Source organism: Photorhabdus machadonis (genome assembly GCF_052657765.1).
The window spans coordinates 4375353-4401603 of the sequence record NZ_CP199761.1 but is presented as its reverse complement, the minus strand read 5'-3'; the positions used below and the strand labels follow the sequence as shown (position 1 = coordinate 4401603).

The following is a 26251-nucleotide window of genomic DNA, read 5'->3' as shown; positions in this document are numbered from 1 at the left end:
ACTTATTGAGGCCACTTCATTTCGCCTTTTAGCACTTTGGCACTCAGTTCGAGGCTGGATTTGTCTCCAAGTTTTGGATAATATTTTTCCATTGCGGCTATCAGCGCTTTTGAATCTTTCGCTTTTGGTAATTCTTTCTCAAAAGTAGCTAGGTATTTTTGAGTAAACTTGACCGATCGCAATGTCATTGGTGCGTTACCAACGAAATGTCCCGGTACCACAATGGTAGGTTTCAGTTTTTTGATACGATCCAACGTTTGCATCCAATTCTTGCGGGATTCTTTAGTCTGTGTATCTGCCATCCAGACATGAATGTTGCCTGAAACGGTGACGCCACCGACTACAGCTTTCAGTTTTGGTATCCAAACGAAAGTACGGTCAGCCGCCGGGCCATCAAGACCTACAACGATCAGCTTTTCACCATCAACCGTAAAAGTGTTACCTTCCAGCGGTTGCGGCACGATAACTTTTTTGGGTGCCTGTCCTTTCAGGACACCTCCCCAATAAGCCAATTTGCCATCTTTGGTTTGGTTGATTTCTTTAATTGTTTCTGGGGATGCAATGACTTTTGCATCAGGGAACGTTTTGGTCAGGACATCAAGACCGAAGTAGAAATCAGGATCGGACTGACTGATATAGATGGTTGTCAGTTTTTTGCCGGTATCCTTAATTCTCTTGACCAGTGCTTCAGCATCATTTTTTTGGAACTGAGCATCGATCAGTACAACTTCTTTATCACCACTAATGATTTCAGAAGAGACGGGAAATACGCTTTTTTCTCCTGGATTATAAACATCCAGTTTTAGATTAGCGGCTTGTGCCAGAGAAACGGTACCTAAAGAAAGGATACCAGCCAGAGCAATATTCAATGTTGTTTTGCGAGTCATGATTGAATTCCTGATGTTGTGTCAATGGGGCTTATAATAAGTTGCGTTTTTCGATGGAAAAACCGCATAATTAGCAATTATTTGTTGCATAAATCGAGCTAATTGATGGATAGAGTCACTGCTGCGCAAGTGTTCACTATAATTGTAGAACAAGGCAGCATGATTGCCGCATCGGAACGGTTAGATATGTCGCGTGCAATGGTATCGCGCTATTTGGCTGAAATGGAAAAATGGGCGGGAGTACGCCTGTTACATCGTACAACCAGAAAGATCAGCCTGACATCGGCAGGAGAGATCGCCTATCAGCGTAGCTGTAAACTGTTGCAATTGGCGGAAGAGATACCTGTCCATCAACCAGTAGCAGCTCAAGAGCTTAGTGGCCTTTTGCGGATAAGCAGTTCTCAGTCTCTGGCAATGAGCGCACTGTCTGTGGCTATTCCTGAGTTTATGCAAATTTATCCTCAGATAGCTATTGATATGCAGATGAGTAATAAAGCAATAAACCTGGTCGAAGAGCGGATAGATTTGGCGTTACGGATCACGAATAATCTGGAACCGAATTTGATTGCCAGACCGTTATCGACTTGTCACTCTGTTGTTTGTGCTGCACCTTCCTATCTGGCAGGAAAAATTATCCCTCATAAGCCGGCTGATTTGGCATTGCATAACTGTATGACTTATAATTTTTTTGGCAAAAGTCTTTGGTTGTTTGGGCGTCAGGGAGAAAAATATTCTGTTCCGGTTAGTGGTACTTTGAGCGCCAATGAATCCATTGTCTTAATGGAAGCGACATTGCAAGGGGCGGGAATCGCTATGCAACCTTATTATTCTGTTGCTTCTCATCTGGCATCAGGAAAACTGATTCAGTTGTTGCCGGAATATCAACCTCAGGCTATGGGTATTTATGGTATTTATGCCAGTCGTCAAAATATGCCAGCAACGCTCAGGGCATTACTGGATTTTTTGGTGAAATGGTTTGCTTCTTCTCCGTACTGGCAAAAGTTAATGCTGAAACGCTGATTTCAACTTCTGAGGAAACAGGGCAATCTGTGCTTTCAGGTGTTCAATAAAAGTATCGACTGGGGTGGAAGAAGGGCGGTGAATGGGTTTGATCAGGCTGACAGTAAAAGGAATGTTAATACTAAACGGGCGGGCGCATATTTCAGCTTCGCCGTGGCAGTCCAGATAATCGAGTACGGTCAGTGGGTTGACAATAGAAACGCCGATGCCTTCCCGCACCATTGCACATACTGATGCGGCACTGTGAGTTTCCATAATCATTCGGCGGTTAATATGGTGTTCTGCGAAGATTCCATCAATAAGTTGACGGTAGCTGTCTGTTATCGAAAGGCTGATAAAATTTTGCCCACTGAAGTCTTCTGGAGCCAGCAATGATTTATGACTGAGCGGATGAGTGGCGGGCAATATGCAAATTTCATTCAGCGTGATCAGTGTTTCTCTTTGTGTACCGGGTGGTGTTTGCAAATGTTCGGTCAGGCCAAGGTCATGACGTTGAGCTGAGAGCCACTCTTCTAATAGCGGTGATTCCTGTGGAATGATGGTTAAATTAGCCTCAGGGTATTGGCGGGTGAAGTTGTGACAAACTTTAGGTAATAAGGATTGTGAAAATACCGGCAGGCAGGTAATAGAAAGTTGAGCGTGTTGAAATTTACGGATACTGTCAGCCGTATTCATTATTCTTTCAAGGCCATAATAAGAGCGCTGAACTTCTTCAAAAAGGCGTAATCCTTGGGCTGTCGGATGCAGGCGGCCTTTTACCCGGTCAAACAGTTTGAATTTTATCAAATGCTCGAATCGTGCTAATTCCCGGCTGACTGTTGGTTGTGAAGTTTGTAATAAAACTGCCGCTTCTGTCAGATTTTTTGCTGTCATTACCGCATGGAATATTTCAATATGGCGCCATGAACAAGCAGACATAGATAACTCCTTCAGTTAATAACTCTATATCACAGATGAATAGACTATAGCGAAACAGATATTTTTATTCCTGTTTTTTACAACCAATAATGGGTTACCTGCTGATTTTGTGAGAGAAACCCTGATGAGTGCCTTTATCCTTAATAGTCGTTCTGATCTGATACCAGAAAATCTGAGCAGTCTGCCAGAAACTTATGGCGCTCCGTTATGGGTTTATGATAGCGAAACAATTATCCAAAGAATCAGGATGTTACGTCAGTTTGATGTGATTCGGTTTGCGCAGAAAGCTTGCTCTAATACTCATATTTTGCGTCTTATGCGTGAATATGGTGTGAAAGTTGATGCGGTTTCACTGGGTGAAATTGAGCGTGCTTTGCGGGCTGGGTTTCGTCCAGGCCAAGAAATAGCAGAAATCGTTTTTACTGCTGATTTGATAGATGTGCCAACGCTTAGACAGGTAACTGAACTGGATATTCCAGTTAATGCGGGCTCTATTGATATGCTGGAGCAGATTGGTCAATGTAAAAAAGGGCATCCGGTATGGTTGCGGATTAACCCTGGATTTGGTCATGGCCATAGCCAGAAAACGAATACTGGTGGTGAAAACAGCAAACATGGTATTTGGTATCAGGATCTCTCACTGGCGATTGAGAAAATACGGCACTATGGATTGAAATTGCTTGGTTTGCATATGCATATCGGCTCTGGTGTTGATTATCAGCACCTTGCGAGTGTGTGCGATGCTATGGTTGAACAAGTTATTCTCTGTGGTGAAGATATTCAGGCAATTTCAGCCGGTGGCGGTTTATCTACTCCTTATCAGCAGGGAGATGAACAGATCAATATCGCTCACTATTTTGGGTTGTGGGATGATGCTCGTAAAAGAATTGAGCAACATTTAGGTCATAGCATTGAACTGGAAATTGAACCGGGGAGATTTCTGGTTGCAGAATCCGGCATTCTGATGACAGAAGTTCGGGCTGTTAAACCGATGGGAAGCCGTCTTTATGTGCTGGTGGATGCGGGATTCAATGATTTAATGCGGCCGGCAATGTATGGCAGTTATCATCATATTTCGGTTTTGCCTGCTGATGGGCGTCAGCTTGAACCGCTTCCATTGCAGGAAACGTTAGTTGCAGGTCCGTTATGTGAATCAGGTGATGTTTTCACGCAGGTGGAAGGTGGTGGCGTTGCGCCAAGAATGTTGCCACCTGTTCAGGTTGGTGATTATCTGGTTTTCCATGATACCGGTGCTTATGGTGCGTCAATGTCTTCTAATTACAATAGCCGTCCGCTTATCTCAGAAGTGTTGTTTATTAATGGCAAACCTCAATTGATTCGCCGTCGTCAAACGATTGACGAGTTATTAGCGCTGGAAGACGTATCTTTTGCATCTGTGTCGTGAAATATGGGGGCGATACCTTAAGGTATCGCCCCGTGATTACGTCCATTCTTTAGTCGTCAATATCAGGCTGCTTTCGTTCTTGACTTTGCGATTGGAGCAGGAACAGCTAATGCTTCTGGTTCAAATTCATCGACATTAATAGAACGCAGACGGCTTGCTTCCGCGCGTTTCAGAATTTCCGCCTCATCTTGAGAAATCTTACTTTCTGCCAGTGCCCGTTCAGCCAGTTTATCCAGGCGGGTAAAGCCAAGGTGTTTACCCGCTTCGCGGCTCAGGCGGGCGTGGATCGGTTCTGCGGCAATAATATCGTGCAGAGCTTCTTCCAATAATCCGTGAGGGTTGTGTTCGCTCGGTGTCAGGAACTGACCACGACCGATGCGATCACGAGTAGCTGAAGGTTGTTGTAAGAGTTGCGCCAGTTTGTGATCCAGACGGTCAGATGGGGCTGAATGTACACGTCCTAATGGGAAGACAATAGCACGCATCAAACCTGCAACCAGACGGTTCGGGAAGTTACGCAGTAAATTATCTATCGCCTGTTCTGCCTGATACAGGCTATCTTGAACGGCCCACTGGACTAGCGGTAAATCTTCTTTTTGACGACCTTCATCTTCATAACGTTTCAAGGTCGCTGAAGCCAAATACGTTTGACTTAGAACGTCGCCAAGGCGGGCGGAGACACGTTCACGACGTTTTAGGCTGCCACCGAATACCCCCATTGCGACATCTGATAATAGCGCAAGGTTGGCACACTGGCGGTTTAATTGCTGATAGTAACGGCGTGTTGCATCATTGACCGGCGTGCGACTGGTGCGGCCGTTGGTCAGACCAAGCCAGAAGCTGCGTAACAGGTTACTGGCAACGTGACCAAGGTGGCGGAACAATGCCTTATCAAAATCTTTAATACGATTATTTTCAGCCGCAGACATTTCATCAAGTACATAAGGATGGCAGCGAATAGCTCCCTGACCATAAATAATCATGTTGCGGGTTAGAATATTGGCACCTTCAACAGTAATGGCGATAGGTGCACCCTGATAAGTGCGGGCAAGGAAGTTGGATGGGCCAAGGCAAATACCTTTACCACCGGCAATATCCATTGCGTCAATAACCGAGCGTTGGCCTCTGTGAGTACAATGATATTTCACAATCGCCGATAATACGGAGGGCTTCTCGCCCAGCATGATACCTGTTGTAGCAAGTGTTGAAGCGGCGTCCATCAGATAGGCGTTACCGGCAATTCGTGCCAGTGGTTCTTCAATTCCTTCCATTTTACCAATTGGCATTTTGAACTGACGGCGAATATAAGCGTATGCACCAATCGCCATGGCAACGCTTTTCAAACCACCCGTTGCGTTTGACGGCAGGGTAATACCACGGCCAACAGACAGACACTCAACGAGCATTCGCCAGCCTTGTCCGGCCATTTTCGGCCCACCAATGATGTAGTCGATTGGTACAAAAATATCTTGACCGCGAGTTGGACCATTCTGGAATGGAATGTTCAGTGGGAAATGGCGATGACCAATTTCTACTCCTGGTACATTTGTCGGGATCAATGCGCAGGTAATGCCTAACTCTTTTGTATCGCCCAGTAAATGGTCAGGGTCAGAGAGTTTGAAAGCCAAGCCAAGTACGGTAGCGATAGGGGCAAGTGTAATGTAACGTTTGTTCCAGGTTAGACGCATACCCAGAATTTGCTCGCCTTGCCATTCTCCCATACAAACTACACCGGTATCTGGGATTGATCCTGCATCAGAACCGGCTTCCGGGCTGGTCAATGCGAAACAAGGGATCTCTTCACCACGGGCAAGTCCGGGTAAATAACGGTTTTTCTGCTCGTCGGTGCCATAATGCTGTAATAATTCACCTGGGCCGAGGGAGTTTGGTACACCTACGGTAATGGCAAGAATGCCGGATGTACCCGCCAGTTTTTGCAGTACTCGTGCCTGCGCATATGCTGAAAATTCCAGACCGCCATACTCTTTTTTAATGATCATGGCAAAGAAACGGTGTTCTTTCAGGTAATTCCATAACTCCGGTGGTAAATCAGCAAGTTCATGGCTTATCTGGAAATCATTGGTCATACGGCAAGCTTCTTCTACCGGCCCATCCAGAAATGCTTGTTCTTCAGCGGTTAATTGAGGTTTTGGATAGTCATGTAATTTCTTCCAATCGGGGTTACCGCGGAACAGTTCGCCTTCCCACCAGGTAGTACCGGCATCAAGGGCTTCTTTTTCGGTACGGGATAGGCTTGGCATCACTTTACGGAAGGCTTTTAATGCCGGAGCAGTAAGTAAGGAATGACGCATTGGTGCAAAATTCAGCGGGAATAGAATGATGGCCATGGGTAGCAACATCCAGTAGCTCCATGCATCAATAGCGCCCATCAAAACGGTATAGACAAGGAGCAGTAGGCTGCTGAGGCTGAGATTGACTTTGTGATAACAAAGTATCCCAATCAAGACTAAAAATAGAATAATACTCAATGTGGTCATAATAAAAGCTCCTGGTTAATCTCAGGGTCAGGGTAAGTCATCAGAGGTCGGACCTGTTGTGGTGTTCTTCTCTTTTTAGACTAGGAAGCTGTTTTTAGCAATATATTTACATCTTAATTACAATGCAGCTCACAAACTCGTGGTAATCGGGAGCGGATTAGTTTCCCAGAAATGTGATGGCGTCTTCTTTCAATTCTCCTGATCCGGTAAACTGCCATTCTGCACAACATTAAAGATTACCTGACTGAGCGAGGAACCTATGTATCAAGACCTGATCCGTAGTGAATTGAGTGAAGCCGCAGATACGCTGGCAAAGTTTTTAAGTCACGATGCAAATATGGAAGCGATTCAGAAAGCCGCGGTATTATTGGCTGATTCATTTAAAGCGGGTGGTAAGGTACTGTCTTGCGGTAATGGTGGTTCGCACTGTGATGCAATGCATTTCGCGGAAGAATTGACAGGCCGTTATCGCGAAAATCGCCCTGGTTATCCGGCGATTGCAATTTCTGATGTGAGTCATCTTTCCTGCGTCAGTAATGATTTTGGTTATGAATTTGTTTTTTCTCGTTATGTGGAAGCGGTTGGGCAAGCAGGGGATGTCTTGCTGGGTATCTCCACTTCCGGTAATTCCGGCAACATTATCAAAGCCGTTGAAGCTGCCCGTTTAAAAGGCATGAAAGTGATTACGCTGACAGGCAAAGATGGCGGTAAAATGGCAGGAACGGCTGATGTGGAAATTCGTGTCCCGCATTTTGGCTATGCAGATCGTATTCAAGAAATTCATATCAAAGTGATTCATATCCTGATTCAACTTATTGAAAAAGAAATGGTTAGAGCTTGATTTTACAGGTTATAGAGGTGGGCAATGTGTGAGTTACTTGGCATGAGTGCAAATGTGCCAACAGATATCTGCTTTAGTTTAGGTGGTCTGATCCAGCGTGGCGGTTATACCGGACCCCATAAAGATGGTTGGGGGATCACTTTTTATGAGGGGCGAGGCTGCCGCACATTTAAAGATCATCAACCAGGTTACCATTCACCTGTTGCCCGTTTTGTACAAGAATACCCGATTAAATCTAGAGTGGTGATCTCTCATATCCGGCAGGCTAACCGGGGTAATGTTGCATTGGAAAATACCCACCCTTTTATCCGCGAGATGTGGGGGCGCAATTGGACCTATGCCCATAATGGGCAACTTAGGGGGTACCGGCGGCTTGAAACCGGTCAATATCGTCCAATAGGGCAAACTGACAGTGAACATGCTTTTTGCTGGATTTTACATCAACTTTCACAAAAATATCCAAGGACTCCCTCTAACTGGCCTGCGGTTTTTCGTTTTATTGCCTCACTGGCGGATGAACTCAGGAAAAAAGGTGTATTCAATATGCTGCTGTCAGATGGGTGTTTTGTGATGGCATATTGTTCAACTCATCTTTATTGGATTACCCGCCGGGCACCGTTTGGAAAAGCAAAACTTTTGGATCAGGATGTTGAAATTGATTTCCAACAGCACACTCAGCCGGATGATGTCGTTTCTGTCATTGTGACTCAGCCTTTAACCGGCAATGAGTCCTGGGACCGGATCGCGCCGGGTGATTATGCGCTATTTCATCTTGGTGAGCGCATATTGTGATTGATTTTGCAAAGATGGCGATTTATAAGGTGTTGCGTTAACCGCATATTGACCATTGATGACGCTAATCGCTGCTGGCCGATTATTTTTGACAAAATACTCATAGGCCGGCTGTAATTGCAGCCAAAACAGATAATGGGAGGATGAGCGGTGGCGCAACATATTCTGCGGTGTCATTCTGAATGGATAAATGCTGATATCAATTTCATACTGTCCACGCAATAATGCAGTTTCTGCATAGTGGTAGATCTCATCCATGTAACCGTTAGTCATTGCGTAACAACCGACAGATTTACACTCGCCGTGGATCATTAAATGGTTGCCGGAATAGCCTCTGGATTTATCGTATTCATTTGGAAAACCAAGATTAATCGATCGGTAATACCGACTATTTGGATTTAGCTGACTGGTTTTTACACGATAAAAACCTTCTGGGCTTTTCAAATCACCTTCTGTGGTTTTGGGGCCGAGGCCACCAGAGTAATTGCAAATGGGGTAGCTTTTAGCCAGTTGGTAGTTTCCATGATTATTTTTAGTGTAAAGCTCCAGTATCCGCTCCTCTTTGAATATTTGGATAAAGATGGGAGAGTCGGGTGGTGTGGGGGCGCTTTGCTTAAGTCTAGCTAAAGTATCTTGAGCATGGATAGGCAAGATTGAACTAAAAAACAACAATGTTATTGCAGCAAAAGCAGCAGTTTTTTTCATGTGACTACCGTATAGAAATGTCGTGGGCTAACCTAGGATTTAGCTTAAGATTGCCATGAGTGATCGATTTTGTGAATAAAAAATAATAACGATGGTTTCATCCTGGAAAGTGATTATAAGATCAAAAAATAATCAGCCGTCGGGAAAGGTGATACAATCGTTCGTTTTTTGCGATCTGTTAATGGTTCAGGGCTAAAATTATTCCTGTTTGCTTGAACTAAATCACTTGATTAGTCAGACAGTCGAAGAAGGGAGATGTTAAAATTGCCGCCCTGAGATTAAAAGAAAATCGTAACAATTATCGGAGAATTATAACCTGGGCACGATTCGTGACTTAAGGGGTTTTTTATAGAGTGGCTATGTTACCACCAGGTAATCTGTAGCATATGATTTAATTGATAAACTTGTGCAAATCTTATGATTAAAATTAAAAAAGGACTCGACCTCCCGATTGCAGGAGCGCCTGCTCAAGTGATAGAAGACGGTCCGACAATTCGCCATGTAGCACTGCTGGGTGATGAGTATGTTGGAATGCGTCCTTCTATGTTGGTTAAGGAAGGTGAGCATGTTAAGAAAGGCCAGATTCTTTTTGAAGATAAAAAGAATCCAGGGGTGGTTTTTACCAGTCCGGCTTGTGGGCAGATAGTTGCGATCAATCGCGGTGAGCGGCGTGTATTTCAGTCAATCGTGATTGAAATAACTGGAGACGAGCAGGTTGATTTTGACCGTTATGATCGTTGCCAACTTGCTCAGTTATCCCGGGAACAGGCAGAAAAGAATCTGATTGATTCCGGATTATGGACTGCACTGCGTACTCGTCCTTACAGTCAAAGCCCTGCTCCCGGCTCCTCGCCGAAAGCAATTTTTGTAACAGCAATGGATACCCAGCCCTTGGCTGCAAATCCACAGGTGGTTATCGCTATTGAGGAAGAGGCTTTTGTTGATGGACTGAATGTGCTGACCAGATTAACCGAAGGTAAAGTTCATGTTTGCCACGGTGCAGGGAACTTGCCGAACGCCGGTAATAATGCACAAATCACTTATAATCAGTTCTCTGGTCCACATCCTGCGGGACTCGCTGGAACTCACATCCACTTTATTGAACCCGTCAGCGCGACAAAAACGGTATGGCACCTGGGATATCAGGATGTGATTGCCATCGGTAAATTATTCACTACCGGCACACTTTATACTGACCGTGTTATAGCACTGGCAGGGCCACAAGTTGAGAAGCCGCGTCTTATGCGCACCCGCTTGGGTGCAGACCTGCTTGAGCTGACTCAGGCTCAATTGAAAGCGGGTGAAAACCGTATTATTTCAGGTTCGGTATTGTGCGGTACGCAGTCAGATGACGCTCATCACTATCTTGGTCGTTTCCACACCTTAGTTTCTGTTTTGCGTGAAGGCCGCGAAAAAGAGCTGTTTGGTTGGATCATGCCGGGCACCGATAAGTTTTCTGTTACTCGAACCACTATTGGTCATTTCCTGAAAAATAAGCGTTTTGCTTTTTCAACCACGATGAATGGTGGTGAACGCTCTATGGTGCCAATCGGTAACTATGAGCGTGTTATGCCTTTGGATGTTATGGCAACGCATTTGCTGCGGGATCTGCTTGCAGGTGATACCGATAGTGCTCAGGCACTGGGTTGTCTGGAGTTGGATGAGGAAGACCTAGCACTTTGTACCTATGTCTGTCCCGGCAAATATGAATATGGTCCGGTACTGCGTGAAGTGCTGACTAAGATTGAGCAGGAAGGATGATCCATGGGCCTGAAAAACTTGTTTGAAAAAATTGAGCACCATTTTGAGCCCGGGGGAAAATTAGAAAAATATTACCCGTTGTATGAAGCGATAACGACGATTTTCTATACATCAGGTACAGTCACTTCTGGCCGTGCCCATATCCGTGACGCTATCGATCTAAAACGTATGATGATCACAGTATGGCTGGCGGTATTCCCGGCAATGTTCTGGGGAATGTATAACGTTGGTCAACAGGCGTTACCTGCACTGCATCATTTATACAATGGTGCAGAATTGCAACAATTACTGGCATCTGACTGGCACTATCGTGTTGCTCAATTCCTTGGGGCGTCACTGACACCTGATGCGGGTTGGGGCAGTAAAATGTTGCTTGGGGCAACTTATTTCTTGCCTATTTACGCCGTTGTATTTGTTGTTGGTGGCTTCTGGGAAGTACTGTTCGCCATTATCCGTAAACATGAAATTAATGAGGGATTCTTCGTTACCTCTATTCTGTTTGCGTTGATTGTTCCGCCAACAATTCCCCTGTGGCAGGCGGCGTTGGGTATTACATTTGGTGTTGTGATTGCGAAAGAGGTCTTCGGCGGTACCGGTCGTAATTTCCTGAACCCGGCACTGGCTGGCCGTGCTTTTCTGTTCTTTGCTTATCCTGCACAAATTTCAGGTGACTTGGTATGGACGGCGGCTGATGGTTTCTCTGGTGCGACCCCGTTGTCTCAGTGGGCTGCTGCTGGTAGCCAAGGATTAGTGAATACCGTTACCGGTCAGCCTGTTACCTGGATGGATGCTTTTATTGGCAATCTTCCGGGTTCTATTGGTGAAGTTTCTACGCTGATGATTTTCATCGGTGGGGCAATCATTCTGTTTACCCGTATTGCTTCATGGCGCATTGTCGCTGGTGTCATGTTGGGGATGGTCGCAACTTCCTATTTGTTTAATGCTATCGGTTCAGATACTAACCCGTTGTTTGCTATGCCGTGGTATTGGCACATGGTTCTGGGTGGTTTTGCTTTTGGTATGATTTTTATGGCGACAGATCCGGTATCCGCCTCATTTACCGATAAAGGTAAATGGTGGTACGGCATTCTAATTGGTGTGATGTGTGTTCTGATCAGGGTTGTTAACCCGGCATACCCGGAAGGCATGATGCTGGCGATTCTGTTCGCCAACCTGTTTGCGCCATTGTTTGATTATCTGGTAGTCCAGGCCAATATTAAGCGGAGAAAAGCCCGTGGCTAATGATAAACCAAAAAATAATGACAGCATCGGCAGAACGTTTATCGTTGTTTTTGTGCTCTGCCTCGTTTGTTCAATTGTTGTAGCAGGCTCTGCGGTAGGGCTGAAATCTCAGCAACAGGAACAAAAACTGCTGGATAAACAGCGTAACATCCTTGATGTTGCCGGGTTATTAACCCCCAAAATGAGTGCTGATGAGCTTAAAGAAACGTTTAAAAGCCGTATTAAAGCTGAATTACTGAATCTGGATACGGCAACGCTTGAAAAGCGTCATGGCAAGTTTAACCTGAATGATGCGTTGCGCAGTGATGATACCAGTATCGCATTGCCTCCTGAGAAGGATCTGGCGAAAATCCGCCGTCGTGCCAATATGGCGGAGATCTATCTGGTGAAGGATGAACAGGGTAAAACCAGTGAAATCGTTCTGCCTGTTTATGGCTCTGGTCTGTGGTCTGTTATGTATGCCTTTATCTCTGTTGATGTGGATGGTAAAACCGCCCGCGGAATTACCTATTATGCACACGGAGAAACCCCGGGGCTGGGTGGTGAGGTCGATAATCCACAATGGCGTAAAAAGTGGATAGGTAAAAAACTGTATAACGATGAGGGCCACCCGGCGATCAAAATTGTCCGTGGCGGTGCTGCTGCCGATAATCCTTATGGTGTTGATGGCCTGTCTGGTGCGACTCTGACCTCTGCTGGTGTGCAGAATATGTTTGATTTTTGGTTAGGAGATAACGGTTTTGGTCCGTTCCTGAAAAAAGTACGCAAAGGAGCGTTGAAAGATGGCTGATAGTAAAGAAATAAAACGCGTCCTTCTTGGACCACTATTGGATAACAACCCGATTGCATTGCAGGTTCTGGGGATCTGTTCCGCGCTGGCTGTCACAACCAAACTGGAAACTGCGTTGGTGATGACAATCGCTGTGACGTTGGTTACCGCATTTTCCAGCTTTTTTATCTCATTGATCCGTCATTACATTCCCGGCAGTGTACGAATTATTGTACAGATGGCGATTATTGCATCACTGGTTATCGTAGTAGATCAGATTTTGCAGGCATATGCTTATGAAATTTCCAAGCAATTGTCTGTATTTGTTGGTCTTATCATTACTAACTGTATCGTGATGGGGCGTGCAGAAGCTTATGCTATGAAGTCTCCACCTATTGAGAGCTTTATGGACGGTATCGGTAATGGCTTGGGGTATGGCGTTATTCTGGTACTGGTTGGTTTTCTGCGTGAGTTGTTTGGCTCCGGCAAATTGTTTGGTATTACCGTTATGGAATCCGTACAGAATGGTGGCTGGTATCAGCCTAATGGCTTGTTCCTGTTAGCACCTAGCGCGTTTTTCATTATTGGTATGCTGATTTGGGGTCTGAGGACGTTGAAACCGGCGCAGGCTGAGAAGGAGTAACTGACAACATGGAACATTTTATAAGCCTGTTTGTCCGTGCCGTCTTTATCGAGAATATGGCGTTGGCTTTCTTCCTCGGTATGTGCACTTTTTTGGCCGTATCGAAAAATGTCACGACAGCGTTTGGGTTAGGTATTGCAGTAACGGTGGTTTTGGGGATCTCTGTTCCTGCCAATAACCTCGTTTATAACTTTGTCTTGCGTGACGGTGCATTGGTTGAGGGGGTTGATCTCAGCTTCCTGAACTTTATTACTTTTATCGGCGTGATTGCTGCATTAGTGCAGATTCTTGAAATGATCCTCGATCGTTATTTCCCTTCACTCTATAACGCGCTCGGCATCTTTTTGCCACTGATTACCGTTAACTGTGCGATTTTTGGTGGTGTTTCTTTCATGGCGCAGCGTGACTATAACTTTTCTGAATCCATCGTATATGGCTTTGGTTCAGGTATAGGCTGGATGCTGGCAATTGTTCTGCTGGCTTCTATCCGTGAAAAAATGAAATATGCTGATGTTCCGGCAGGTCTGAAAGGATTGGGGATCACCTTTGTCACCACGGGTTTGATGGCATTGGGTTTTATGTCCTTCTCTGGTGTGCAGTTATAAAGGCGAGAAGCGTTCATGGATATAATAATTTTAGGCGTAGTGATGTTTACCCTGATTGTGTTGGTACTAACGGCCCTGATTTTGTTCGCAAAATCAAAGTTAGTTAACACCGGGAATATTAAAGTTGAAGTTAACGGTGATCCGGAAAAGAGCTTTACCGCTCCTGCCGGTGATAAGTTGCTGAATATGTTATCAAGCCAGGGCATTTTTGTCTCTTCTGCCTGTGGTGGTGGTGGCTCTTGTGGTCAGTGCCGTGTAAAGATTAAAGATGGTGGTGGCGATATTCTGCCAACAGAGCTTTCCCACATTAGTAAGCGTGAAGCGAAAGAGGGCTGCCGTCTGGCTTGTCAGGTTAATGTAAAACAGGACCTGAAAATTAAATTACCGGAAGAGATATTTGGTGTTAAGAAATGGGAGTGTGAAGTTATCTCCAATGATAACAAAGCCACTTTCATTAAAGAGCTGAAATTGAAGATCCCTGATGGGGACGTTGTGCCTTTCCGTGCCGGTGGCTATATTCAGATTGAAGCTCAACCACATACTGCTCGTTACTCAGATTATGATGTGCCGGAAGAATACCGTGAAGACTGGGATAAATTTAACTTATTCCGTTTTGTCTCTGAGGTGAAAGAGCCGACAGTTCGAGCTTACTCAATGGCAAACTACCCAGAAGAACACGGCATTATCATGCTTAACGTTCGTATTGCGACGCCACCACCTAGGGATTCGGAAGCGCCTCCGGGAATGATGTCTTCTTATATCTGGTCACTGAAATCCGGTGATAAAGTGACTATTTCTGGTCCATTCGGTGAGTTTTTTGCAAAAGATACTGATGCGGAAATGATTTTCATCGGTGGTGGTGCGGGTATGGCACCCATGCGTTCTCATATTTTTGATCAGCTTAAGCGATTAAATTCCAAACGTAAGATCAGCTTTTGGTATGGTGCTCGTTCTAAACGTGAAATGTTCTATACCGAAGATTTCGACCAACTGGCGGCTGAAAATGAAAACTTTACCTGGAATGTGGCTTTATCTGATGCATTGCCTGAAGACAACTGGGATGGTTACACCGGTTTTATCCACAATGTTTTGTTTGAAAACTATTTGAAGGACCATCCGGCTCCTGAAGATTGTGAATTCTACATGTGTGGACCTCCGGTCATGAATGCCGCAGTGATCAAGATGTTAAAAGATCTGGGTGTTGAGGATGAAAACATCATGCTGGATGATTTTGGTGGCTGATAGGCCATAAACAGTTTGATTTAATGCTGGCGCCCACAATTTGTGGGCGTTGGTGGTTTAGAAAGGGTAATGAATTGTGCGTAAAAAGATAAGTGACTGGATAGCATTAATATTTGCAGTGCTGCTGTTGGCTGCCTGTGATGGTCAGGAGCAGCAGAATATTCATGGGCAAACGATGGGAACTTACTACTCCATTAAATTTGTCACTGGTTCGTCGGCCCCCTCGTCAGAAATTTTGCAAAAAGAGATTGATCGTTTGCTGGAAGAGGTTAACGACCAGATGTCAACTTATCGCCCTGATTCTGAATTGAGTCGTTTTAATCAAAGTCGTGAAATTAATAAACCATTCCCTGTATCACCGGCGACAGCAAAAGTGGTCAAAGAAGCGATCCATATTAATAAATTAACCGATGGCGCATTGGATGTGACAGTGGGTCCGTTGGTGAATTTATGGGGTTTTGGCCCTGAAGGCCGTGTGACGAAAACGCCTTCTGAAAGTGAGCTGGAAAAACGTCGTGAATGGACGGGGATTGAGAAACTGGCAGTGGAAAGCAATAATCTGATTAAGACAGTGCCAGAGCTGTATGTCGATTTGTCATCTATTGCTAAAGGTTATGGTGTAGATGTTGTTGCTGAGTATCTGGAATCGCAGAATATCAACGATTATATGGTTGATATTGGGGGTGAAGTTCGCACATCAGGCCATAATGGTAAAGATCTGCCGTGGCGGATTGCGATTGAAAAGCCTTCTGATACCGGAATGGAACAAAGTGCTCAAGAGGTAATAACGCCTGGAAATATGTCGATTGCCACTTCTGGCGATTACCGTAACTATTTTGAACAAGATGGTGTGCGCTATTCACACACGATTGATCCAAAAACCGGTGATCCTATTTCGCATAATCTGGTCTCTATTACTGTTGTTGCGCCGGCTTGCATGAGTGCTGATGGGCTTTCTACCGGGTTGAATGTGTTAGGGCCGGAAAAAGGATTGAAAGTTGCGGAAAGCTTGAATATCCCGGTTTTTATGATTGTAAAAACAAAAAATGGTTTTGAAGAGCGTTACAGTAAAGCCTTTGAGCCATACTTACAGAAAAATCAATGAGAGGAGGGGAAGGGCGTGTTGACAGTATTTATTGCAACCTTCATCTTTTTCCTGCTGGCTTTTGCGGGAATGTCGTTAGGCTACATGATTAAACGTAAGAGCATACAAGGAAGCTGTGGTGGTTTAAGCAGTATTGGTGTGGAGAAAGTGTGTGATTGCCCAGCACCTTGTGATGCCCGTAAGAGACGTATGGCACGTGAAGCAGCTCGGCAGGTTCAGTTAGAGAAGCATCGGATTATTTGAGTTTAACAAATCGGCGGAATTCTCCTTCCTGAGTGCTAATTGAGGGCAAAGCGCACTTTTAGTATTTGGGGGGAGATGGATATTTAAGTGTTAATAGGGTACGAAAATGATTTGAAAAGTAGCGACATGAATTATTTAAGGGAATACAAACATGTTTACTTCTAGATTAACGATGTTGTACTTATTATGTGAATCTACCTGTTTAGTAAATTTCGATTAAACGAAATTTACTATTTATCTGAAAAGTGCATTTATTGAGTTAAATCCGAATTTTATATAAAAATTTTAATCTATTTATATTAGTGCTTTTAAATGATCAGGTCGGTTAGATAAATGTAAAATAAACATAGGATAATATTGCCGATAAATGCATTAAATGTGACAGAAAATAAAACCGTTTTCAGCCACGCTGCCTCTTTTTTAAATCTGGTATTAATAGAGCACCTATGTTTTTTACCTTTAGCTGATAGAATACCCGTAATTATTGAAGATGCTTGATTTTATCCGAAATAGAGATCATTATCTTCGCTATGAAAATATTTATTACATCAGAACAAAAAATCAAACTTGAACGTCTTCACGACACCACTCGTGATGGTCAGGTACGAGACAGAATAAAAGCTATCCTTCTGGCTTCTGAAGGGTGGAGTTCTGTGATGATAGTCCAGGCATTGCGACTCCATCAGACCACCGTTGACCGCCATATCGGTGATTACCTCAATAGTTAAATTGATCGTCAAATTTTGGGCAAGGATGCCTGCGCTTCAATGTTATGCTTAGGTTTTTCATCAGGTCGTTCATGTCATCAATAATTAGTCTTCGCAAAACCAGTATGTAGTAACAAATTTATGAAGTTACATAAAGCTGATGTTCGGTTATTGCCATTGCAAGACTGTATTCAATATTGGCCGTCTGAATTTGACGTAATGTTTCCTGTTTAGGCCGGTAAGGTAACAGATATTCCTGACACTGCGGAAAAGTAAGACATTGCGGTATCGGGCAAGGCGTTGTGGTTTTTTCATTAATTATGTTGACACTATCAATAATATCCGGCCAATACCGTTGCATCTTTATTCCCCCGACGATTGCAGTCGGATTTAACGGAAATAATAGTGATATATTTGTATGATTATCATAAGCATACGCATTTTCCCACTGATGTGTATATTCAAGTTGATATTTATTAAGTTTTCGACTTTGTGCATGAATTAATAAATTCAATAACCAGGGGTGTACACCAGGTTGCTGTCTGGCAAGTGTCTGCATCAATAAGATCAATATATCCAGTGGTAGATAAAGGGTTCTGCCGGCAAGAGAAAATCCCGATAATTGTTCCTGAAATGCCTGCAAAATAATATATGAGAGAGCCAGATTATCGGCATATTGCGCTAATTGTATGCCCAGTCTCAGAACAGGGGGATAATATTGTTTATCTGATAATAAAGGAGGTTGGCTGGCAATAATATAATGTTTTTTCTTTTTATTACGACTGAATATAGATTGTTTTATTAATACTCCTTCCTCATTGAGATACCACCAAGAATAAGGGCGCCAGCCAAGATCACTAAAATTTGTGTGAGTCAGCACAACCCGGAGATGAAAAATTTCATGGTCTTCCTTTTGTTTGTCAGCAACGAATTTACTGACACCAGCGCGTGGAAAAAAGATATTAGGACTAGCATGGGGTAAAGTGACAAATATTTTTTTTGCACAGAGAAAACGTTTCAATGTTATCTCATTCCAACCTAATAAAGACCATATTTTATGTGATAATTTATCCGGCAGGGTTGGAAAAAGTAGAGATGTTTGATTATTTATCTGTGAAATAATTAATCGACGATAAATTATATTATTCATGTTTTTTTATTCCTTTATCAAGTAAATCTCGCTGAGATAAATACCATTGCAAAGAAAATAATAATAAGATACCAACCACCAAGTAATAAGTGGTTTTCAGGGAAAAGAGTGATAATAATGCCCCAGCACCTAATGAAAACGTTATCTTAGACAATGAAGCAATGGATGTTCTTAGCATAATAAATTTGCCGACATCCTGTTTTTCAGGTACCTGATTACATTTTACCTGAATACATATAACGTGACAGGTGATAAACAGTGTTGCACCAAATAACAATGTAGTTACCAGATATTTATTCTCTGTTCCAGCCATTAATGCAATTATGATTGCACTGATTAACAGCGCATGATTAAGAATAAATTTTTCTCCGACTATTTTTCGCGACAGAAGTAACCCAGAGATAAACCCCGCTATCATACAGCTAATATTGAGTGACGCGTAAAAATTCGCCCCTGATTCAGTAAGAGTATCAGCTAGTGGTGGTAAAGAGGCATTAATAAATTGAAATGCACCACTGGAAGGAATGGAAAACAATAATATTTTTCTTAATTCCTGTCGGTTAAATATATGAACGAGATATGTTTTATCCAGCAGTTGTTTCTGTTTTTTATCGGTATGAACTGTTGTTGGTATCACTGATAGAGTAAAAGAAGTAAAAAAGCCGGTCGCTATTGTACTGGCGGCATAAAAAAAACTAGCAATAAATAAGCCTGAATTACCGGCATCCAATGTGAGAAATACCCCTCCCAATGCAGCACCCGATGTTTGCGAAATCTGAATATTTGATGCCGAAATTTGCAACATTTTACTGCCATCCTCTGGCGTAAAATTATCCCGGACAATACGGTTAACCGACGTTTTATTGAACATCTTCACTAGAGATAAAATACTTTGTACGGTTACAACTGCCAGCATGAGTAGTGTAGGTTGTGTTGCTGAAAATAAAAAAAACAGCGGCAGGCAGAGTGCTGACAGAGTGAGGATGCCATTACTGACAGCGAGTTGCCGGGCAGGGTTTTTAGTATCGGCAAATGAAAGAAGAAAAAAACCCATAATTGCGGATGGAAGATACCCTGCTATTATCGTGAAACTGATAGCTAACGGACTGTGTGTGATTTGGAAAACCAACCAGAGAATAATCACACTTTGCATCCCCTCAGCTAAGGCAGAAAAAGCTGTATAGGCTTGGAACCCTATAAATTTTTTCCGCAATAACTGTTGATTATTCATTGTACTTCTCTCTTAACATGCATTGATGGGGAAGATTTTGACAATTGATTAATCAAATTATGAAATTCAGCCAGACTTTGACATGAGGCGAATGCCAAATAGCGGAAGTCGTGAGCACCAGTACGTGTCATTTTATGGCGTGTTTTTTCTAATTCCGATACAGTAACAACATTTGGTAAACGTAATAAATCTGATGCGCTGTGCCCCTCTGGATAAACACCAATAACCCCAGAATAACCGTGATAATCCTGTGATGGTATATTATTAATTGGGCGCAGTAACTGGCTGTTAACAAAAGCCTGCCATAAATCTACTCCAGTAAAACGCAATAGTGATTCAGCAACGCCAACTCCCGGTGGCCGTAGGCCAATTTCACCAAAAATTAATCGTTCACCTCGTCTGTAAACTTCCATATGAAAAACGCCTTGTTTTAGCGCTAATTTGGCAATGGCTCGTTGAGCCATGGAATAGGCTATTGAAAACATTGGATGGGATGAAGGTAAGTGAATACTTGCTCTTGTTTGACCTCTGGCACTGAGGATAGGAAGGCTGTAACAAGAAAGGCAGGCTACAGCGATCTCAGACAGATTGACGATACCGTCAAGATGGAATTCTTCTTCCATATCTATCTCTTCCTCAATCAACATTAATGTATCCAGATGAGTAAGTTTTTGATACAGCTGATCGACGGTTAGGCGTTCAACATTCTGGCATGAAGAACTAGACAGCGGCTTAATAATAAAATGGGTGGCAGCTCCTTGAGTGCATTGTGCAAAATTGTTGTAGAAATGACCTGAAAGCCAATACCTTGGAGCAGGTAATTCATCTTCAAGACATTTACGCATACGCCATTTGTTGGTTATACATAACGTCTGTTCGTAATTTAAGCCTGGCAATCCATAGCGACTACGGAGAAATCCGGAAAATGCCATATTACTTTCTGAACTTGCAACCACATAATGAAAAGGTGTCTGATTCATTATGTTATCTATTTTTGCCAGCGTTTCTTCCTGTGGAGCAAAGTACACCTGCGGTTCAGAAACACGAATATAATCAATATCCTGATGTTGATTAATCGATTGTTCTAACATTGTTTTGTGAGTATCCAGAATAAGGGCTCGTTCAGACATTATCGTGCTCCCGTAAATGCAATAAGTTTGTTGACATTTTCTACTAGTGTGTAGTGATCCTTATGCGTGATAATCGCGTAGCCAGCACGACCATAAATGCCTTGAGATTGCATCTGTGTATCTTCTATCCAATCCAGTTCAACCAAATCAAAATTCTGGTAAAAAGCCTGTTTTGTCAGTGAGACACCGTCAAAAGCACGTAATAGCACAACAGCAAAAAGCTGAGAAGGATATTTAGGCAGGTGGTGTTCATAAGGTAGCCCCAAAGAAAGTGTGGCATGAGCACTATATAGATCGACACCATAGCTCAGTTTTATTATTTCAGGTAGCCAGGCACCAGCAGGTCTTAAAGCACATTCACTAAAAAATACCCCTTCCTCATTTTTAAAAAACTCAAGATGGAATACCCCGTTAGCGGCATTTAAACGTTCCAAAATACGTGGACAAAACTGATCAATTTGTTGGTAAATATCTGGAAAATCTTGACGTGATAGTATTTGTAAAGCTAGTGTTTTTCCTTCATTACATTGCATCACAGGGGTGGCGTATTGGCTGATAGAAAACCAATGTAATTTACCTTCAGACCAAATCCCATCAACACAAAATTCAGCAGCAGTGATCTTATTTTCTGCAACGTAGGCCACATTACTTAGATTTTTTTCATACTGTTGGAAATAAGTTTCATACTCTGATCTTGAATTGATAGCAGTAGTAGCAAAAGAACCCATGCTATTGGCCGGTTTTATAATGAAAGGGGTACCCAACTCAACAACCAATTGTGAATAATCGTCATCACGGGTTACATACCGGCAATAAGCATGAGGGACAAGGTGTGCCAGCTTCTGTTTTTGTAAACATTTATCCCGAAAATATAAAGTATTACGATAATCTTTAGGGCCAGGTAATTGTAACATATTGCGTAATACCGCCGCCGTAAATACACCGTCTTCGTTGCCTGTAACAATACCTATAACTGTATGTAAGGAAAAGCTTAATACACACCGCAGAACTTCTTGTGCATCTTCCAGATTTTTAACTATATAGTACTTCGTGCCACTAAGGGCAGGTTTAACTCTTTTCACTATATGAATAATTTGATATCCCTGATGGGCTAAAGCTGTCGTAATACCTTCACGATATCCTAATACAATAACCGTGTTGTTCATTCATTTTCTCCTGATCGCCAGATATAGAGATCGTGTTCGTTGGTATTAAAAGGGCCTAAATATTCAAATCCTCGTTGAGTAAAGAAATGAATATTCATCGCCAGTGAACGACGTAATGCAATAATGATAGGTAATTGCTCCTGCTGGACTGCTTCTTGGCAAATGATATTGAGTAATTTGCTGGCAATTCCCCGGCACCTGAATGCAGGTAATACAGATAAATAACTGAACGTTAAATTATCGTCTTCTTGCTCAATTAATACAGCTGCAACAACCTGATTATCATATTTAGCAATTCTCCAATAAATTAACTTCTCCATAATATTGACAGGCGTTTCATTCAGTGCTGTTGGCATAAAATCAGCCACAAATGGCAGATAAACGTCTTGCAAGAGTGCCAATATTCCTTGGATATCTTCTTCAGTTGGTATAGAGAAGCTGATCGCTATTTCTGACATTATTCGTTTCCAGAATTAACCTGCTTAATAACCATAAACAGTTGGCTTTCATATAAAATTGCCAATTTCCCCTCAAATTGATATTTATCCACCAGCATTTTTAATCTTTCGATAAATAACTCACCGTGGACAGATAAAGCACGTTGCACTTGAGTCGATGAACGACTCATCCCGATAAATGTTTCGCCGGGAATAAGCATACTCCAGCGGGTATTGAGTGTAATATGGAGGGCATTTTCATGCAGGAATGCTGTATTCAATTCCTGCTCATAATCAAAATCCCGATAGTAACGGCTATAGTTAGGGCTTAATTCTTCCAGCAGATTTTCATACTCATTCAGAAATTCACTATGCCGGTAATCTCGGTTATTTTGCAGGATCGCTATGATGCCATTATCTGCCAGACTGTTTCTGACCAGATTTAATACTGTTGCACGATCCATCCATTGAAAAGATTGTGCTGCCATGATTAGGTCAGGATTACCCACATTGGAGAGATGCTGTTCAGCACTGCCATGTAACCAATTGACCCATGGCAGTTTCTGTTTACCGGTGTCGATCATATCCTGAGAAATATCGATGGCAGTGTAGTGGTGTTGCTGACCAAGCAGATTTGCCAGTCCCTCGAGAGCAATGCCGGTTCCAGCACCAATATCGACAACAGACAGTGTCCTGTCTTTAGGCAGCCAGTGGCAAATTTCACGGAAAAGTGACTGCGGGTAATGAGGACGGTAGCGATCATAACCTTTAGCTAAACCATCAAATTTTTCTTTATGCTGTGTCATATTATCCTCCGCTCCTTCTCTTTGGGTGATGGGTTTTCGGGCAATTGATTAAAAATGTAATTGAGTCGTCCACCTGCTCGGACAACAGCCAACATTTGTTCGGATGGTGGATAAAAATCCGCTAATGACGTTTCAGCGATAAAACGGCCTTCGTTAATTAAGCATTCAACAGCTAATCCTTCACGAAAACCTTCAATGTCGGCTTCAATCGCTAACAAGCCAAGATTCCATGCGTTGCGGAAAAAAATCCGCCCGAAAGCAGGAGCAACAACCATAGGTATACCTGCTGCTAATAAAGTGCTCACCGCCTGTTCCCTTGAACTACCAATACCAAAAATACCATTACAGACAATGATATCTCCGGGTTGAAGTGTAGAGACAAACTCAGGAAACCGGTTTTCAAACAGATGAGGAGCCAGTTGAGCTGGCTCGGTGTACATGTGTTTGTAACGTGCTGGAATAATATCGTCGGTAGAAATATCTCCCGTAATCATCCTGACACGTTGATTTTTGATGGGATCCCTTTTTGCAAAATCGTTTTTTTGATCAATCATGCCATTCAAGCTCCGTAATCAGCGGCACCCTGCCATGTAATGCCACATTTGCTGCAACTAAAGGCGATGAGAGATAAATTTCCGCTTCAGCATTACCCATACGCCCTTGAAAATTCCGGTTCATCGTTGAAAGAACCCTTTCCCCTTTGGCGGGAATGGTACCTTGCGTGCCAACACAGGCCCCACACCCGGGAGGAGTTACCAGAGCACCCGCAGAAACAATTTTTTCAATATAGCCACGTCGCATAGCTTCCAGATATACACGTTTTGAACCAGGCGTAACGATACAATGAACATCCTGATGTACGCGGTGCTTATCAAGGATTGCCGCTACTTCCGCAATATCTTCTAATCGGCTGTTGGTACAACTACCGATGAAGACATAATCTATCTTCTGCCCTGACAGCGTTTCTAGCGGCACTGCCTGAGCAGGGGAATGTGGTAGGGAGATATGTGGTGTCAGTTCTGACAGCGAAAATGTCAGATGATGATCAACAACCTCTGGATTGATAGGCCGCATATTGGCTGGCCTGCCTGGCCCATCAGGCATAAAGACACATTTAGCGCCAAGTTCAACACCCATACTGGCGAAACTGGCAGCAGAATCTAAGGAAAGTGTCTGGCTCCATTCCCCACATAGCTCCACTGAACGATATAAAAAAGGGAATTGCCCGAAATGTCGCAGTAAAGCGAGCATCACATCTTTAGTCCGCGTAGCCGGATGGGGTTGACCGGAAATACTCAAACTGACTGTTTCCGGTACTTTCAGCCAAGTCTGCCCAGTCAGCATTGCTGCCAATACATCTGAAGCTCCCATGCCTAAGGCCAGTGACTGTACGGCACCCCCTGTACAAGTATGAGAATCAGCTCCAATTACAATGTTACCGGGTTGAAACCACTGCTCTTCCAAGGCAATTAAATGGCTGATACCTTCACCTCTGGCGAAAATATTGACACCAATCGATTTGGCAAATTCCATTGCTTCATTAACACGTTCAGCCATTAACCTATCGGGCACAATCACTGAATGGTCGAAGAAAAAACCAATTTTTTCCGGGTGCAGAACCTGTTTCAGATTATGCTGGCGAAAGAGTTTAGCGATAGTCGGTGAATTCCCATCCTGAACATAAATTCTATCGACCTCAACAGTTATCAGCTCCTTAGCCATAACCCTGGGTTTCTGGCTGTGTTCAGCAATAATCTGATTAGCGATAGGCTGTTCATGAATCATCATTCTGATGTTCCTTCTGCCTGCTGATAGAGTTCATGCAATACATGTGTTGGGATCCCGCTGGGATATTCTCCGGCAGCTTTACGTACCAGCGCCAGACAATATTCCAGTGCCTGTGGATCTGTCTTTATGCTATTTTCTTCTAACATATTTTGTAAGATAGCCCGACCGGAATGCTTGCCGACAACCAGACGACGCTGACCGCCAACCTGCTCAGGCTCAAAAGGTTCAAATGTTTTGCTATCTTTCAGCATTCCATTGACATGAATACCGGATTCATGGGCAAAAACATTGTCACCAACGATAGGTTGCCAGGGAGAAATTGTATGTTTACTGGCCTGAGCGACTTTCTGAGATAGGCGGGTAAGTTGTCGGGTATCAACACCGGTATCTATCTGATGGAAATGTTGCAGAGCCATTACCATCTGGGCTAAATCCGGCATTCCGGCGCGTTCCCCCATCGCATTAACGCAGACATGGAAATAACGAGCCCCCGCTTCAAGACCCGCCAGCGTATTGGCTACAGCCAGCCCGAAGTCATTATGGCAGTGACACTGCAAATCAATGGCTGATGCCTGACGAACAGCGGAAACCCGCTGTGCATATTGCTGGCTATTCAGAATGCCTATCGTGTCTGAAAGACGTAGACGGTCGGCACCAGCCTGCTCGACGGTAGCCGCATATTCTTGCAAAAAACTGATTTCTGTCCGGCCGACATCTTCGGCACTGATTGAGACAAAAGCACCTTTATCTTTAGCGAATTTGATCATATCGTCGGCGGTCATTAACAACCAATATCTGTCTTTGCTCACACTGTGTTTAAGATGAATATTGGAAGTCGGAAGGCCGATATGTATCGCCTTAAATCCCAGAGAGAAAGTATATTTAATATCTTCCAGTACCCCCCGATTCCAGCCGATAATATTCACTTCATTCTTGCGTTCCAGCATCTCTTCTAATGCCAGAACTTCATCCCCTTTCATGGCTGGGATCCCGGCTTCTATCCACTTAACACCGGCGTCTACCAACGAATTAAAAATACTCACTTTTGTTTCTTTTGAAAATGCAACACCAGGAGCCTGCTCACCATCGCGTAACGTTGTATCTTCCAGAATAATAGTCTGCTGAATAGTCATAGCGTCATAACCTTATTTTCTATTAAT

Annotated in this window: 25 protein-coding genes and 1 pseudogene; 13 read left to right on the top strand and 13 right to left on the bottom strand. The window is 43.4% G+C overall.

Translation table 11 applies throughout. The features are described from left to right. Positions 1-2 precede the first annotated feature (2 nt). Positions 3-887, bottom strand: a complete 885-nt coding sequence (locus ACUN2T_RS21260) for an MBL fold metallo-hydrolase (protein WP_445494898.1) — start codon at positions 885-887, stop codon at positions 3-5. 105 nt (positions 888-992) lie between these two features. On the opposite strand from ACUN2T_RS21260, the gene ACUN2T_RS21255 reads away from it, so the two are divergent. After that, complete coding sequence (locus tag ACUN2T_RS21255) at positions 993-1907, top strand: LysR family transcriptional regulator (protein WP_445494896.1); 915 nt, start codon at positions 993-995, stop codon at positions 1905-1907. On the opposite strand, the gene ACUN2T_RS21250 is transcribed toward ACUN2T_RS21255, so the two are convergent. Continuing rightward, complete coding sequence (locus ACUN2T_RS21250; RefSeq protein ID WP_445494895.1) at positions 1890-2825, bottom strand: LysR family transcriptional regulator; 936 nt, start codon at positions 2823-2825, stop codon at positions 1890-1892. The two genes, ACUN2T_RS21255 and ACUN2T_RS21250, sit on opposite strands and share 18 nt — an antisense overlap. 124 nt (positions 2826-2949) lie before the next feature. Here ACUN2T_RS21250 and lysA point away from each other — a divergent pair, with 124 nt between their 5' ends. Next, positions 2950-4230, top strand: coding sequence for a diaminopimelate decarboxylase (gene lysA / locus ACUN2T_RS21245; protein WP_445494894.1), 1281 nt, complete (start codon positions 2950-2952; stop codon positions 4228-4230). Positions 4231-4292: 62 nt separating this feature from the next. Here the strand turns inward: lysA and fadE are convergent, their stop codons facing one another. Continuing rightward, positions 4293-6728 carry an acyl-CoA dehydrogenase FadE gene (gene fadE, locus ACUN2T_RS21240; protein ID WP_445494893.1) on the bottom strand — a complete coding sequence of 812 codons (2436 nt, stop codon included), beginning with the start codon at positions 6726-6728 and terminating at the stop codon, positions 4293-4295. Between the two features lie 259 nt (positions 6729-6987). On the opposite strand from fadE, the gene lpcA reads away from it, so the two are divergent. Further along, positions 6988-7569, top strand: a complete 582-nt coding sequence (gene lpcA, locus ACUN2T_RS21235) for a D-sedoheptulose 7-phosphate isomerase (protein ID WP_445494892.1) — start codon at positions 6988-6990, stop codon at positions 7567-7569. Positions 7570-7593: 24 nt separating this feature from the next. Further along, positions 7594-8361: a class II glutamine amidotransferase gene (locus tag ACUN2T_RS21230; RefSeq protein WP_445494891.1), complete on the top strand. Its 768-nt coding sequence runs from the start codon at positions 7594-7596 to the stop codon at positions 8359-8361. On the opposite strand, the gene ACUN2T_RS21225 is transcribed toward ACUN2T_RS21230, so the two are convergent. After that, positions 8332-9066, bottom strand: coding sequence for a L,D-transpeptidase family protein (locus tag ACUN2T_RS21225; RefSeq protein WP_445494889.1), 735 nt, complete (start codon positions 9064-9066; stop codon positions 8332-8334). The two genes, ACUN2T_RS21230 and ACUN2T_RS21225, sit on opposite strands and share 30 nt — an antisense overlap. Before the next feature lie 417 nt (positions 9067-9483). Between ACUN2T_RS21225 and ACUN2T_RS21220 the strand changes: the two genes are divergently transcribed. From ACUN2T_RS21220 to ACUN2T_RS21180, 9 genes and pseudogenes are all read left to right on the top strand, one after another. Next, a complete protein-coding gene (locus tag ACUN2T_RS21220; RefSeq protein ID WP_445494888.1) occupies positions 9484-10827 on the top strand; it encodes a Na(+)-translocating NADH-quinone reductase subunit A in 1344 nt (447 codons plus the stop codon). 3 nt (positions 10828-10830) lie between these two features. Further along, complete coding sequence (locus ACUN2T_RS21215; RefSeq protein ID WP_445494887.1) at positions 10831-12069, top strand: NADH:ubiquinone reductase (Na(+)-transporting) subunit B; 1239 nt, start codon at positions 10831-10833, stop codon at positions 12067-12069. After that, positions 12062-12859: a Na(+)-translocating NADH-quinone reductase subunit C gene (locus ACUN2T_RS21210; protein ID WP_445494886.1), complete on the top strand. Its 798-nt coding sequence runs from the start codon at positions 12062-12064 to the stop codon at positions 12857-12859. Before ACUN2T_RS21215 ends, ACUN2T_RS21210 begins: the two co-directional genes overlap by 8 nt. After that, entirely contained in the window at positions 12852-13481 is a 630-nt protein-coding gene (locus ACUN2T_RS21205; protein ID WP_021322988.1) for an NADH:ubiquinone reductase (Na(+)-transporting) subunit D, read from the top strand. The genes ACUN2T_RS21210 and ACUN2T_RS21205 overlap by 8 nt, the downstream gene beginning before the upstream one ends. Before the next feature lie 8 nt (positions 13482-13489). Beyond that, a complete protein-coding gene (gene nqrE / locus ACUN2T_RS21200) occupies positions 13490-14086 on the top strand; it encodes an NADH:ubiquinone reductase (Na(+)-transporting) subunit E (protein ID WP_021322987.1) in 597 nt (198 codons plus the stop codon). A gap of 15 nt (positions 14087-14101) precedes the next feature. Next, the gene (gene nqrF / locus ACUN2T_RS21195; protein WP_445494885.1) at positions 14102-15328 is read left to right on the top strand and encodes an NADH:ubiquinone reductase (Na(+)-transporting) subunit F; all 1227 of its coding nucleotides are present in this window, start codon (positions 14102-14104) and stop codon (positions 15326-15328) included. A gap of 76 nt (positions 15329-15404) precedes the next feature. Further along, positions 15405-16433 (top strand): FAD:protein FMN transferase, encoded by a 1029-nt coding sequence (locus ACUN2T_RS21190; protein ID WP_445494884.1) that lies wholly within the window; start codon positions 15405-15407, stop codon positions 16431-16433. A gap of 15 nt (positions 16434-16448) precedes the next feature. After that, entirely contained in the window at positions 16449-16676 is a 228-nt protein-coding gene (gene nqrM / locus ACUN2T_RS21185; RefSeq protein WP_445494883.1) for a (Na+)-NQR maturation NqrM, read from the top strand. 530 nt (positions 16677-17206) lie between these two features. Beyond that, a pseudogene (locus ACUN2T_RS21180) lies at positions 17207-17398 on the top strand (helix-turn-helix domain-containing protein); the annotation flags it as partial. A gap of 124 nt (positions 17399-17522) precedes the next feature. Here the strand turns inward: ACUN2T_RS21180 and ACUN2T_RS21175 are convergent. The 9 genes from ACUN2T_RS21175 to ACUN2T_RS21135 are packed head-to-tail and all read right to left on the bottom strand — an operon-like array spanning position 17523 to position 26224. Further along, positions 17523-18533 (bottom strand): hypothetical protein, encoded by a 1011-nt coding sequence (locus ACUN2T_RS21175; protein ID WP_445494881.1) that lies wholly within the window; start codon positions 18531-18533, stop codon positions 17523-17525. After that, positions 18526-19764, bottom strand: a complete 1239-nt coding sequence (locus ACUN2T_RS21170; protein WP_445494880.1) for an MFS transporter — start codon at positions 19762-19764, stop codon at positions 18526-18528. Before ACUN2T_RS21170 ends, ACUN2T_RS21175 begins: the two co-directional genes overlap by 8 nt. Beyond that, a complete protein-coding gene (locus ACUN2T_RS21165; RefSeq protein ID WP_445494879.1) occupies positions 19761-20894 on the bottom strand; it encodes a hypothetical protein in 1134 nt (377 codons plus the stop codon). The genes ACUN2T_RS21170 and ACUN2T_RS21165 overlap by 4 nt, the downstream gene beginning before the upstream one ends. After that, on the bottom strand, positions 20894-22060 hold the full coding sequence (locus tag ACUN2T_RS21160) for an ATP-grasp domain-containing protein (protein WP_445494878.1): 1167 nt from the start codon (positions 22058-22060) through the stop codon (positions 20894-20896). The genes ACUN2T_RS21165 and ACUN2T_RS21160 overlap by 1 nt, the downstream gene beginning before the upstream one ends. Beyond that, a complete protein-coding gene (locus ACUN2T_RS21155; RefSeq protein WP_445494877.1) occupies positions 22057-22518 on the bottom strand; it encodes a GNAT family N-acetyltransferase in 462 nt (153 codons plus the stop codon). The genes ACUN2T_RS21160 and ACUN2T_RS21155 overlap by 4 nt, the downstream gene beginning before the upstream one ends. Then, on the bottom strand, positions 22518-23303 hold the full coding sequence (locus ACUN2T_RS21150) for a class I SAM-dependent methyltransferase (RefSeq protein ID WP_445494875.1): 786 nt from the start codon (positions 23301-23303) through the stop codon (positions 22518-22520). Before ACUN2T_RS21150 ends, ACUN2T_RS21155 begins: the two co-directional genes overlap by 1 nt. Then, the gene (locus ACUN2T_RS21145; RefSeq protein ID WP_445494873.1) at positions 23300-23857 is read right to left on the bottom strand and encodes a LeuD/DmdB family oxidoreductase small subunit; all 558 of its coding nucleotides are present in this window, start codon (positions 23855-23857) and stop codon (positions 23300-23302) included. The genes ACUN2T_RS21150 and ACUN2T_RS21145 overlap by 4 nt, the downstream gene beginning before the upstream one ends. Next, on the bottom strand, positions 23850-25091 hold the full coding sequence (locus tag ACUN2T_RS21140; RefSeq protein ID WP_445494872.1) for a 3-isopropylmalate dehydratase large subunit: 1242 nt from the start codon (positions 25089-25091) through the stop codon (positions 23850-23852). The genes ACUN2T_RS21145 and ACUN2T_RS21140 overlap by 8 nt, the downstream gene beginning before the upstream one ends. After that, the gene (locus tag ACUN2T_RS21135; protein ID WP_445494871.1) at positions 25088-26224 is read right to left on the bottom strand and encodes a homocitrate synthase/isopropylmalate synthase family protein; all 1137 of its coding nucleotides are present in this window, start codon (positions 26222-26224) and stop codon (positions 25088-25090) included. Before ACUN2T_RS21135 ends, ACUN2T_RS21140 begins: the two co-directional genes overlap by 4 nt. Positions 26225-26251: the final 27 nt, after the last annotated feature.